A 12,547-nucleotide genomic window follows, 5' to 3' on the forward strand; every position below is an offset into this window, starting at 1 on the left:
GACCTGATGGTGCTGACGCTCGCCCGTCGAGGCGCGGTGCTGCTGGCGAGTCTCTTCGTCAGCAGCACCGTCGTCTTCGGGTTCATGCAGGTGCTTCCCGGGGACCCGGCACGTGTCGCCTTGGGGATCACCGCTTCTGAAGAATCCGTTGCCCGGCTGCGTCAGGACTACGGGTTGGAGGAACCCCTCCTCACTCAGTATCTCTCCTGGACGTCAGGCCTGCTCACCGGAAACTTAGGCACGAGCTATGTCTCCGGTGAACAGATCGCCCCCCGTCTGTTTGACGCCCTCGCCGTCACTGGGTGGCTTGTCGCTGCTGCTTTGGTCGTCGCGGTCCTGATCGCAGGGCCACTCGGGATCGTGATGGCCGTTCGGCACCGTCACCTGGACGGCATAGCGCTGACAGTGCTCTCGCAGGTAGGGATCGCTATCCCGGCTTTCCTCGCCGGGATGCTTCTGGTCGCTCTCGTCTCCGTGCGCTGGGAGCTACTTCCCTCCTCCGGGTGGGTCGCGCCAGCGCGTGATCCTGGCGACTTCCTCCGCCATCTGGCTCTTCCCGCGCTTTCTCTGGGATTGGTGCAGTCAGCGGTGCTTTCCCGGTATATCCGCAGCGCGGTGCTGGACGTCCTACGTGAGGACTACATGCGCACCGCCCGCTCTAAAGGATTCACCCCTGCCCGGGCGTTACTACGCCATGGGCTACGCAATGCAGGAGTGCCAGTGGTCACGATCCTGGGGTTGCAGGTCTCCGCGATGCTCGTCGGAGCCGTCGTCGTCGAACGAGTCTTCGTCGTCCACGGGTTGGGCAGCCTCCTGCTGGAGGCGGTCCGTCTACGCGACCTGATCGTCGTCCAGGACGTGGTGATGTTGCTGGTCGCCATCGTCCTGGTGATCTCCTTCCTCACCGACGCGCTCCATGTCCTCATCGATCCCAGAGCACGGGTGCCGCGGCAATGAACAGGGAGACTTCTTCGGCCTCCTCCACTCAGGAGGCGCCTGCCCGGAACACTCGCAAACTGCTGGCCCGAGGCTCACTCCTCGCAGGTCTTCTGCTTGTCGGCGCGCTGCTGATCACCACCGTGCTGTCCTTCCTCTGGACTCCCTACGACCCGGTGCTGATCGACGACACCCCTCGTCTGCTGCCTCCTGATGGAGAACATCTGTTCGGTACCGATGCCTTCGGGCGCGATGTCTTCTCCCGGATCCTTCACGGCAGCAGGACGACCCTCTTCGTCGGAGTGATCGCGGTCGGCGTAGCGGCAGGCATCGGTATACCTCTGGGACTGACTGCTGCGATGTCCTCCAGGCAGTGGCTGGACGAACTGGTCATGCGGACTTCGGACGTCCTTCTTGCCTTTCCCGCGCTGTTGCTCGCCATCATGTCGACAGCCGTCTTCGGCGCCAGCACAGGGATCGCCATGGTCTCGATCGGAATCGCCAATGTCCCGGCCTTCGCTCGAGTTGCCAGATCCGGTGCGCTCGCGGTACTGGCCAGTGACTATGTGTCTGCTGCCAGGGTGGCGGGTCGTTCGCCCCTGACGATCGCTCGCTATCACGTCCTGCCGAATATCGCCAGCCTGTTGATCGTCCAGGTTTCCGTATCCTTCGCGATGGCGGTCCTGGCCGAAGCTGCGTTGTCCTATTTGGGGCTCGGTACTCCTCCGCCGACTCCGTCCTGGGGGCGGATGCTCCAGGAGAGTCAAGATTTTCTGTCTACCGAGCCGCTCCTGGCTTTTTTCCCGGGTGTGGCGATCGCGGTGGCGGTCCTGGGGTTCAACCTGCTCGGTGACGGCCTGAGGGATCTGCTTGATCCTCGTCTGGAGAGTCGACGATGACGACACTTTTGCGGCAGACAGATGCCGGGGAGCCGGAGGACGACGCGCTCCTGCAGATCCGTGGACTTCGGATCGCCACCTCCCGTCGCGAGCTGGTCCACGGCATCGACCTGGCGGTCCGGCGCGGCGAGCGAGTCGGCCTCATCGGCGAATCCGGCTCCGGTAAGACCCTGACCGCCTTGGCGGTGATGGGCCTGCTCGAAGAGCATCTCAGCGTCACCGGCCAGATCCATCTCGCTGGTGTCGAGGGGAACCTGCTCGACAAGAGCGAGAAAGCGTTATGCGACCTTCGCGGCTCCCGGATGGGGATGGTCTTCCAAGAACCGATGACTGCGCTGAATCCCACGATGAGGGTCGGCGCCCAGGTCGCTGAGGCGATGATCTTGCATGGACGTACCGACCGGGCTCAAGCACAGCGTGAGGTGCTCCGATTGTTGGCAGAGATGAGATTGCCCGATCCTGCTCAGGCTGCTCGTGCCTACCCGCATCAGTTGTCCGGTGGGCAACGGCAACGGGTCGTCCTGGCCATGGCACTGGCGAATTCCACCGATCTGTTGATCTGCGACGAACCGACTACTGCGCTGGACGTGACCGTTCAGGCCAATGTGCTCGACCTCGTCGTGCGGGGCGTCTCCCGCCCCGGGGCAGGACTGCTCTTCATCAGCCACGATCTGGGAGTGATCGCCACGGTCTGCGACCGGGTCGCCGTCATGTACGACGGGCACATCGTGGAGAGCGGCGGCGTTCAAGAGGTCTTGTCTTCGCCTTCACACGAGTACACCCAACGACTCATCGCTGCATCAGAGCTACGCGGACTGGAGGACCGTAAGGGTCCTGAACAGCTGGGACCACGATCCTCGATCAGGCTCTCCCCGAAAACTCGGGTTCGTCCTCCTGAACCAGGCGAACCAGCCGAGGACATTCCGCTGATCCAGGTGCAGGAAGTCACCCGGGAGTATCGACGTCCTCGGAGTTCACTGCGGGAACCGCCTCCGGTGGTCGCCGCACTTCAAGGGATCGACCTGACCGTCCGCCAAGGAGAACGCCTCGGGATCGTCGGTGAGTCCGGTTGCGGGAAATCGACCTTGTTGAGGTTGATCGCAGGCCTGGACAGCCCTACCCGGGGAAGGATCCTGGTGAATGGACAACAAGTGTCCGGGGTACCGGAACGTGGCTTGCGTTTCCTGCGCGCCAGCCTGCAGATGGTCTTCCAAGATCCACTGGGTTCACTGGACCCGAGGATGCGCGTCTACTCCTCGGTGCGCGAGCCACTCCTGGCCACCGGGCACGAAGGCCATCGAGAACGTATCTGGTCCCTGCTGGAGTCGGTCGGGATCGAGCCGGAGAGTGCCGCGCGTTACCCCCACCAGTTCTCCGGAGGACAGCGACAAAGGATCTCCATAGCCCGGGCCATCGGACCGTCCCCGGACATCCTCCTGGCCGACGAACCGGTGAGCGCACTGGACGTCTCAGCCCGGGCCCAGGTGCTGGCCGTCCTGGATCATCTGGTCGATGATCTGGGACTGACCCTCGTCTTCGTGTCGCACGATCTCTCCGTCGTCCGACATGTCTGCGAACGTGTGATCGTGATGAAAGCAGGCCAGATCGTCGAGGAAGGACCGGTCGAACAGATCTACACCGCTCCTCGGCATCCGTACACCCGACGCCTCGTAGCCAGTATTCCGACCGTGGACCGTGCGCTGTCCGGCGTGACCGCTGCAGACCTGGCCGCTGCCCGCGCTCAGGAACATCCCCCGGAGAGCAGCGATGCATCGACACGATGACCGTATCGTTCTCTCACCGACCGACCTGACCACTTTTCTCGCTTGCCCTCATGCCACCAGACAGGACCTGGAGGTCGCCAGAGGACACCGGCCTCCGCCGCCTCGAAGCGTGGACGACCAGCTGATGCTGATCTCCGCCCGAGGGATGGCCCACGAACGGGAATACCTGCGTCGCCTCGAATCCGAAGGCCGCCGAATCGTCGAGATCGGTCGTCACCCCGACCTGAGGCTGGCCGAGATCCGGACGGTCGAGGCCATGCGCTCCGGTGCCGATGTCGTCTACCAGGGGACCTTGTACGACGGGACCTGGTTGGGCTACGCAGACTTCCTGATCAAGGACCCCCACGCTTCGTCGGACTTCGGTGAATGGGCCTACGACCTGGTCGACACGAAATTGTCCCGTCACCTGAGTACGGCAGCTCTGCTCCAGCTCTCCACCTACGCCCGCAGGTTGGAAACGCTACAGGGTGTACCCCCTCAGCGACTGATCGTGGTCACCGGGGACGGTGAAGAGCGAGTCTGGCGTCCCGACGACGTAGAAGCCTATGCGGCCCGTACCCGCGACAGCCTGGAGAGTTTCGTCGCGGCGGCGCTGAACGACGACCCGTCCGCGTGCACCGAAGGTCACCCAGTGGCCCAATGCGCTCGTTGTCATTGGTTTCCTGACTGTCAAAGGCACTGGGAGAAGACCGATGACCTGAGCCTGGTCGCCGGAATGAGACACCAGTACCGAACTGCTCTGCGCGCTGCCGGGATCACGACGGTCGCCGGGCTCGCCACCGCAACGGATCGCCAGATCCCCGGCATCGGTCGAGGCGTTCACGAACGACTTCGTCGTCAAGCCGGAATCCAGATCGCTGAACGCGAGGACGGGCGTCCCCGCTACGACCTGCTTCCCCACGTTCCGGGCAAAGGGCTTGCCTCGCTGCCGACCCCGGACGCAGGCGATGTCTACCTCGACTTCGAAGGAGATCCCTTCGCCGGGGACGGGGTGGGGCGGGAGTACCTCGCGGGGATCTACGACCGGGAGGGTGGATTCCACACCTGGTGGGCCCATGATGACGGAGCCGAAGGACAACTGACCGCAGATCTCCTGGAGTTCCTGATACGGCGATGGCAGCAGCACCCAGGCATGCACGTCTACCACTACGCGCCGTACGAGGAGAGCGCGCTGAAGAGGCTCACCGGCCGACATGGTGTCGGTGAATCCGAGCTGGACGCGCTGCTGCGCGGGGGACGGCTCGTCGACCTTTACGCCGTGGTCCGGCAGGGGTTGCTGGTGGGCAAGCCGTCATATTCGATCAAGAAGCTCGAAGACCTGTACTGGGGGCACACCCGGCATGGTGAGGGGGACGAGGTCGCCGACGCGATGAGTTCTGTCGTGGAGTACGAACGTTTCCTCGAGACAGGGGAAGAACAGATACTTCATCGCATAGCGGAGTACAACAAGGAGGACGTTCGCTCGACCCTGGCTCTGCACGACTGGCTGGAGGAACGCCGCAACGAGCTGATCGAGCGCCTCGTCGCCTCAGGGGAAGCCCCTCCCGAACGGCCTTCCTCGAGCGGATGGGAAGAGGTCTCGGAGAGCGAATCAGCTGCTGCTGAAAAAGCGCTGGCAGAAAGGCTCCTCGCCGCAGGACATGAGCTCCTCGCCGGGCTGGTCGGGTGGCACCGACGTGAGGATCGTCCGGACTGGTGGGACTTCTTCCGTCGAGCCGAGATGAGTGATGAAGAACTCCTGGAGGACAGCGCCGCCACCGGACGCCCCGGGCCACCCTCCCCGGCAGGGGAGCGAGCAGGGAAGAACGGGCGGGTGACCAGCCGTTTCTGGCGGTATTCCTTCCCTCCGCAGAACTGCAAATTCCAGATCGACTCGGCTGTGTACGACGTGGACACGAGAACATCCTGCGGGAAAGTCATCGAGATCGACACCGACCGGGGGGAGATCGTCCTCTCCCGAAAAGCCTCCCTCGAGCCAGCGGCACCACGAGGTCTGATGCCCTCCGGGCCGATCGACAACACGGTCCTGCGCGGCGCGCTCACCCGCCAGGCCGAAGCATTCCTCGCCGGAGGCTCTCCCACCGGGATGGCACTGGTGCACCGGAAAGTCCCCGAATGCCTGGCGCTACTCCCGGAGGAGAGCCCCGCCGACGCGGTTCGCCGGATCGGATTGTCCTTGGACGGCAACGTTCTCGCCGTTCAAGGACCGCCCGGAGCGGGAAAGACCTATGCCGCGTCCAGACTCGTCCGCGCACTTCTCAGCCACGGGTACAAGGTCGGGATCACCGCGCAATCCCATGCCGTGATCCGCAATCTCCTCGACGAGATCGGACGGCCTGCACTACACAAGGTCGGTACGGTCCGGCCCGGCGTTCAAGATCCGTCCGGGGTCGTGGAGGTCGCCGACAACACAACGATTGCTCACGCCCTTGTCGACGGGCAAGCACAACTCGTCGGCGGCACAGCTTGGCTGTGGGCCCGCGATGAGATGGCCGGCTCCGTCGACGTCCTGATCATCGACGAAGCAGGCCAGTTCTCACTGGCCAACGCCGTAGCCGTAGCAGGAGCGGCCCGTTCGGTGGTCCTGTTGGGCGACCCCCAACAATTGACCCAGCCCACCAAAGCCGACCACCCACACGGAGCCGGTATCTCCGCCTTGGCGCATCTCATCGGGGAATCTGACGTCATCCCGCCCGACCGCGGCCTCTTCCTCGATGTCACCTACCGGATGCATCCCCAGGTCACCGCATTCGTCTCCCGGATCAGCTATGACGGACGCCTGCGTTCGGCCCCTGACCGGGAACGACAGTCGGTGCAGGCACCAGGTCTGATCCACGGTTCAGGTTTACGACAAGTCCCGGTCACCCATCAGGGAAATGTCCAGGACAGTCCCGAGGAGGCCCAGGTCGTGGCCCGGTTGGTCAACGACCTGCTGCAGGGGAAGTTCATCGACGCCCAAGGAAGTTCCCACCCGATGTCCACCGCGGACATCCTTGTGGTCGCGCCGTACAACGCCCATGTCACCCGACTGAGAACACAGCTTCCCGAGGGTGTCCGGGTCGGCACCGTGGACGCCTTCCAAGGGCAGCAGGCTCCGGTCGTGATCTATTCGACAGGTAGTTCCAGCGCTCTTGACGCACCACGGGGCATTTCCTTCCTGTACGACGTCCACCGGTTGAATGTCGCGGTGTCCCGGGCGAAGGCGCTTGCGGTGTGGGTTGGTTCACCGTCATTGTTGGACGCTGCGGCTGCCACGCCGGAGCAGATCAGATTGGTCAATGCCCTGTGTCTGTTCGCCGAACAGGCCGAGAAGATCGATGGGGGTATCGCCGGGTCGACGGTAGATCGCTAACCGTGTGATGGCACACATCCTCGGGTGATGCTCTGGTGTCTGAGATGTTTTTCTCAAATACTAGATTTCTCTCGCCGTGGTACGCCTGCCGCGTGCCACTTCTCGTCCCAAGGAGCGACATGACCGACTGGGCCTTCGAAACCCGCCAGATCCATGCCGGGCAGAGGCCCGACCCGGCGACAGGCGCCCGAGCACTGCCGATCTTCCAGACCACGAGCTATGTCTTCGAGGACGCCGAGACCGCTGCCAACCGTTTCGCCTTGTCCGATCTGGGGCCGATCTACACCCGCTTGGGCAATCCCACCACCGAGGTCGTCGAGAACCGGCTGGCCTCCCTCGAAGGTGGTGTCGGAGCGCTTCTCCTGGCCAGTGGGACTGCCGCGACGACCTATGCGATCCTCAACGTCGCTCAGGCAGGGGACCATGTGGTGGCTAGTGCGGCGCTGTACGGCGGCACTTACAACCTGCTCAAGTACACCCTGCCGCGGTTCGGTATCGAGACGAGCTTTGTTCAGGACACCGCAGATCTGGACCAATGGCGAGCGGCATTGCGCCCGAACACCAAGATCCTCTTCGGTGAGACCATCTCGAATCCCGACCAGCAGGTCCTCGACATCGAAGCTGTGGCTGGCGTTGCCCACGAAGCAGGGATTCCGCTGTTCGTCGACAATACGGTCGCCACGCCGTACCTGATCCGTCCCATCGAACACGGTGCGGACGTCGTGATCCACTCGGCGACGAAGTACCTGGCTGGTCACGGCACATCGATCGTCGGCGTTCTGGTCGACGCAGGCACTTTCGACTACACACAGGATCCCGAGAAGTTCCCACAGTTCAACACCCCTGCGGAGAGCTACCACGGGCTGGTCTACGGTCGAGATCTCGGTGTCGGTTCGCCTTTCGGTGCCAACCTGTCCTTCATCCTCAAGGCGCGTGTCGACCTGCTGCGGGACACCGGCGCGGCGGTCTCACCGTTCAACTCCTTCCTGTTGGCCATCGGCGTGGAGACCTTGTCGCTACGCATGGAACGCCACCTCGAGAATGCTCGCAAGGTTGTCGACTACTTGAACGGGCACTCGCAGGTCAAGTCAGTGAATTACGCTTCGCTGAAAGGAAATCGGGATTTCGACCGGGCTGCGAAGTATTGCCCCAAGGGCTCTGGAGCGGTCTTCAGCTTTGAGATCTCCGGTGGATTGGATGCCGGGAAGCGTTTCGTCGACGCGCTCGAGCTGCACAGCCACGTCGCCAATATCGGGGATGTTCGTTCCTTGGTCATCCATCCCGCATCGACCACGCACAGCCAAGGAAGCGACGAGGACCGGGCTGGAGCGGGCATTACCCCAGGGCTGATCCGGCTGGCCGTCGGTATCGAACACATCGATGACATCCTGGCCGACCTCGACAAAGGTTTTGCTGCCGCATTGTCTTGATCTCGTCCCTGTGGCCTGGGTGAGCCCAGGCCACAGGGAAAGCAACGGACGATTCTTCACTTCGGGCGGTGAGATTCGTCGTACAGTCGCTCGACATGCTCAGGGAAATGCTCAAGAACCGCTCGGCGACGTAATTTCATGCTCGGCGTCAGTTCCTCGTGCTCGATCGACAGATCACGTTCGAGAATCGAGAACTGTTTGATGGTTTCCCACCTATTAAGATTCGCGTTGAGTTGATCGATGTATTCCTGAACGAGGTCTCGTGCGGCTGACGAGGTCACGATCTGCTCGTAAGGCTGGCCTGTCATCCCATTCTTGGCAGCCCATCCGGTGATCGACTCCTCATCGAGCGTGACCAGTGCGCTGGCAAATGGTTTGCCGGCGCCGATGACCAGGAATTGACTGACATAGGGGCACAGCCCTTTGAAATGGGCTTCGATCTGTGCTGGAGCGATGTATTTTCCGCCAGAAGTCTTGAAAAGGTCCTTCTTCCGGTCGGTGATGGTGATGAATCCACGTTCGTCGATCTCGCCGATGTCACCTGTACAGAAATAGCCGTCCTCGGTGAATACTTCTTCGGTGGCTTCAGGTTTGTTGTGATAGCCCAGCATGACTCCGGGGCCCTTGACCAGCACCTCCCCGTCGGGGGCGATCTTGACATCGGTACCCGGCGCAGGCCAGCCGATAGATCCGAATCGGAAGGTTCCGGTATGAGGTCGGTTGACGGTGGTGAGCGCTGCAGTTTCGGTCAGTCCATACCCCTCGCAGATGAGTAGGCCGAAAGCAGCGAACCACCAACCTACTTCGGGATCGAGCGGAGCCGAACCAGAGATGAAGAAGCGGATGCGTCCACCGAAGCGTTCTCGCACTTTTCGCAGCACAAGAGCATCCGCGGCGATGTACTGCAGCAGAAGATGAGGAGGCAGCTTCCGCCCGGCCTGTCGATGGACCGCGACCTGCTGGCCGATGCCGAGCGCCCATTTGATGAGAAGAGCTTTCACTCCGGTGGCTTCGTCGAAGGTCATACCGACTTTGGCCTTGACCTTCTCGAAGATGCGCGGCGCGGCTCCCATCCATGTGGGCTTGACCACCGCAAGGTTGTCGACGATCTTGTCCAACCTGCCGTCGACTGCGGTGGGGAAGCCGACCTGGAGCGGGATGGACAGCAAGATCTTGCCGAAGACATGGGAGAGCGGCAGCCACAAATACTGCAGGTCGTCCTCGGTCATCAAGTTGATCGAGGCTATGGAGGCTCCGGCCCAGACGAAGGCGTCATGGGGGAGCTCAGCACCTTTGGGAGGGCCGGTCGTCCCCGAGGTGTAGATGATGGTGGCCAGATGCCGAGAGGTAAGCGCATCGATGCGCTCATCGACCGCGGTAGGGCTCCGCCGGAGGAACTCGTCACCCATCTCGGAGAGCTCGGCCAAGGTGATGACCCAACCGTCGTCATTGTCGACGAGAGGCTCGTCCTCGAAGCAGATGACCTTGGAAACCGAGGGGATCTCATTCCTGCGGCCACGTAATTTCGCAACCTGTCCTGCATCTTCGGCGAAGACGATACGAGACCCCGAATCGGCCAGGAGGTAGGCGACGTCTCCGGCATTCGTCGTGGGATAAACCGTGGTGGTGGCGCATCCTGCACACATCACGGCAAGGTCCGCGACGATCCATTCGAAACGGGTCGTGGAAGCGATCGCGACCCGATCACCGATCTGGGCGTTCAGGGCAAGCAGGCCAGCAGCCCAGGACCAGACGAGGTCCTTGGTCTCCGCCCAGGTGATATCGACGAGGGTGTCCTCCCGGAAGTACTTGTAGGCGACCTGGTTCCCTGACGTCAGGACTCGGTCGCGGAAGACATGCGCGATGCTCGGCCTGCGGTTCTCCAAGATTTCTTGGTCGATTTTTTCTTGTGCCACTGCGGGGCTGCTCATGTCGACTCCTTCGCTCCGTACCGTGCCGGGCGGGGCGACGTGGTCGGCGACATCGTGTCCGTCCTCGGAAGGAACGACGCGGCGGTGCGTCGATGCATCCGCTCCAGGGCTGGCTTTCAGGCTCTCATCGATGGATGCGTGTTGGGGCTTTTGTCGGGGTGTGACTCGTCACGAAGTAGAGGTTTGCAGCGAACGGGTCTTCCGGAGCGACGAAGAGCCACCTGATTTGATCAGGCTTGCGCACGACCTCGGGAATGGTGTGGGGGCATGGTCCGTTGTTCACCGCGCAGCCCTGTCCGCTTCCCTGATATCGCGGAGGGGCCTGGTCACGGCAATGGTGTGGATCTGGCCGTGACCCGTGAAGGACATCGAGCGCGGCGGTATCGGCAGTCTGCAGGATCTGCTTCTCCGGGCTCGGGAACAGAGAGATGGGTGGGAGACGTGCGGGTCGACATACTGGTGATCGGGTGGGGCAAGGCCGGGAAGACCCTGGCTGCGAGGTTGGCCGCCTCCGGTCGTTCGGTGGTACTGGTGGAGAGGTCTCCGCAGATGTACGGCGGTACCTGCATCAATGTGGGGTGTGTCCCGACGAAGGACCTGGTCGTGAGCGCAGAGATGCGCCGGGCTTCGGACGACCCTGCTGCCTATTTCGCTGAGGCCGTCGCCGAACGGAATTCCCTGGTAGGCGCCTTGAACCGCGCAAACCATGCCATGTTGACCTCGGTGTCGTCGGTGACTGTCCTCGACGGGAGTGCCCACTTCATCGGGCCCAAGCAGGTCGTGGTGGAGCGGGGCGGTGACGAGATCACGGTGGAAGCCGAGACGATCATCATCGGTACCGGCACCGTTCCGCGGAAGCCGACGGTGCCGGGAGCAGACGGCCCCCGCATCTTCGATTCCACGACGATTCAGCAGGTGGAACCGGTTCCACAGCGGTTGGTGATCGTCGGCGGCGGTTTCATCGGGCTGGAGTTCGCGAATATGTTCGCGCACTTCGGCGCGGCGGTGACCGTTCTGGACTCGGGTGTCGAGTTCCTCCCGAGGGTGGACCGGGATGTCGCGGTGGAGGTCCGGGAGACGTTGACCGACCGAGGCATCGATATCCGGCAGGGGCTGCAGATCGGGGAATTCCGCGACCGGGGCGACTTCGTGGAAGTACGTTCCGGTGATGCCTCCTTCGATGCCGATGCGGTGCTGGTGGCGACAGGACGGATGCCGGCTACGTCCGGACTCGGCTTGGAGGCGGCGGGGATCACGATGGATGACCGAGGTTATGTCGTGGTCGACGACCAGTTGCGTACCACGGTCGACGGGGTTTTCGCGGTCGGCGACGTGAACGGTGGCCCGCAGTTCACCTACATCTCCTTCGACGATTTCCGCATCGTGTGGGATGCCGTGACCGGTGAGGGGAAGCGTCGACGCTCAGATCGCAGGGCGGTCCCGAACAGCACCTTCATCACGCCTCCTTTGTCGCAGGTGGGGATGACCGAGCAGGAAGCTCGGGAATCGGGCCGAACGGTCGTGGTGGCGAAGAAGAAGGTCGCTTCCATCGCGGCAATGCCTCGGCCGAAGATCCTGGGGGAGACCCATGGTCTGATCAAGTTCCTGATCGACGCTGAAGAACGCACCATCTTGGGAGCGACCGTCTTCTGCACCGATTCTCAGGAGCTGGTCAACATGGTGGCACTAGCGATTCGCCTGGGCGCCACGGTGGAGGACCTGCGGGACGGGATCTGGACGCATCCCTCCAGCACGGAGGCCTTCAACGAAGTGCTGGCTGCGACCACCCCGCTGGTCTGAACCACGCGGGGACAGGATGCCGTCCGGCTGTGGTTCTGGACTAGTCGACGTGTAGCTCGCCCATCGGGCCCCACCCGTCGGACTCGAACTGGGTGTTGATGATCTGCGGGGTTGCGGACAGGTACTGCGGGAAGTCCTGCTGCATCTGAGCGAAGTGAGCGCTTTTCACGTGGGGCTCGGCACCATCGTCCTCGAAGGCTTCGACGAGGACGTAGGTGTTGGGCTCCTCGACGCTGCGGCTCCACTCGAACCAGAGGTTCTTCGGCTCGGCGAGTGTGGCCTGGGTGAACTCCCGCGAGATCTCAGGCCACCGATCGGCGTACTCGGGCTTCACGGGGAATTTCACGTTGATCAGGATCATGCCGTCCACTCTAGGTGCGTGACCCCGCCTGAAGCCCTCATGCTCGCGGCCTCG

General features: G+C 62.8%; 8 protein-coding genes. 6 read left to right on the top strand and 2 right to left on the bottom strand.

Annotated elements, in window-relative coordinates:
• The first annotated feature begins 6 nt into the window (after positions 1–6).
• From DX923_RS07240 to DX923_RS07260, 5 genes are all read left to right on the top strand, one after another.
• Positions 7–957 carry an ABC transporter permease gene (locus DX923_RS07240; protein ID WP_116113753.1) on the top strand — a complete coding sequence of 317 codons (951 nt, stop codon included), beginning with the start codon at positions 7–9 and terminating at the stop codon, positions 955–957.
• The gene (locus DX923_RS07245; RefSeq protein ID WP_240322792.1) at positions 954–1,835 is read left to right on the top strand and encodes an ABC transporter permease; all 882 of its coding nucleotides are present in this window, start codon (positions 954–956) and stop codon (positions 1,833–1,835) included. Before DX923_RS07240 ends, DX923_RS07245 begins: the two co-directional genes overlap by 4 nt.
• Positions 1,832–3,619, top strand: a complete 1,788-nt coding sequence (locus DX923_RS07250; RefSeq protein ID WP_116113754.1) for a dipeptide ABC transporter ATP-binding protein — start codon at positions 1,832–1,834, stop codon at positions 3,617–3,619. Before DX923_RS07245 ends, DX923_RS07250 begins: the two co-directional genes overlap by 4 nt.
• Complete coding sequence (locus DX923_RS07255) at positions 3,603–6,971, top strand: TM0106 family RecB-like putative nuclease (protein ID WP_116113756.1); 3,369 nt, start codon at positions 3,603–3,605, stop codon at positions 6,969–6,971. The genes DX923_RS07250 and DX923_RS07255 overlap by 17 nt, the downstream gene beginning before the upstream one ends.
• A 119-nt stretch (positions 6,972–7,090) precedes the next feature.
• Positions 7,091–8,401, top strand: coding sequence for a bifunctional o-acetylhomoserine/o-acetylserine sulfhydrylase (locus DX923_RS07260; RefSeq protein ID WP_116113758.1), 1,311 nt, complete (start codon positions 7,091–7,093; stop codon positions 8,399–8,401).
• A 56-nt stretch (positions 8,402–8,457) separates the two neighbouring features.
• Here the strand turns inward: DX923_RS07260 and DX923_RS07265 are convergent, their stop codons facing one another.
• Positions 8,458–10,332: an AMP-dependent synthetase/ligase gene (locus tag DX923_RS07265; protein WP_116113759.1), complete on the bottom strand. Its 1,875-nt coding sequence runs from the start codon at positions 10,330–10,332 to the stop codon at positions 8,458–8,460.
• A 441-nt stretch (positions 10,333–10,773) separates the two neighbouring features.
• Between DX923_RS07265 and DX923_RS07270 the strand changes: the two genes are divergently transcribed.
• The gene (locus tag DX923_RS07270) at positions 10,774–12,132 is read left to right on the top strand and encodes an FAD-dependent oxidoreductase (protein ID WP_116116212.1); all 1,359 of its coding nucleotides are present in this window, start codon (positions 10,774–10,776) and stop codon (positions 12,130–12,132) included.
• Between the two features lie 40 nt (positions 12,133–12,172).
• Here DX923_RS07270 and DX923_RS07275 read toward each other — a convergent pair whose 3' ends face one another.
• Entirely contained in the window at positions 12,173–12,493 is a 321-nt protein-coding gene (locus DX923_RS07275) for a putative quinol monooxygenase (RefSeq protein ID WP_116116213.1), read from the bottom strand.
• Between the last annotated feature and the right edge of the window lie 54 nt (positions 12,494–12,547).

The sequence above is a fragment of the Austwickia chelonae genome (assembly GCF_003391095.1).
Taxonomy (GTDB): domain Bacteria; phylum Actinomycetota; class Actinomycetes; order Actinomycetales; family Dermatophilaceae; genus Austwickia; species Austwickia chelonae_A.

Excerpts from the sequence above, each read along its gene's own strand:
- DX923_RS07240 (WP_116113753.1), top strand. The coding sequence starts at position 7 with ATGGTGCTGACGCTCGCCCGTCGAGGCGCGGTGCTGCTGGCGAGTCTC.
- DX923_RS07250 (WP_116113754.1), top strand. The coding sequence starts at position 1,832 with ATGACGACACTTTTGCGGCAGACAGATGCCGGGGAGCCGGAGGACGAC.
- DX923_RS07275 (WP_116116213.1), bottom strand. The coding sequence starts at position 12,493 with ATGATCCTGATCAACGTGAAATTCCCCGTGAAGCCCGAGTACGCCGAT.
- DX923_RS07265 (WP_116113759.1), bottom strand. The coding sequence starts at position 10,332 with ATGAGCAGCCCCGCAGTGGCACAAGAAAAAATCGACCAAGAAATCTTG.
- DX923_RS07255 (WP_116113756.1), top strand. The coding sequence starts at position 3,603 with ATGCATCGACACGATGACCGTATCGTTCTCTCACCGACCGACCTGACC.
- DX923_RS07245 (WP_240322792.1), top strand. The coding sequence starts at position 954 with ATGAACAGGGAGACTTCTTCGGCCTCCTCCACTCAGGAGGCGCCTGCC.
- DX923_RS07260 (WP_116113758.1), top strand. The coding sequence starts at position 7,091 with ATGACCGACTGGGCCTTCGAAACCCGCCAGATCCATGCCGGGCAGAGG.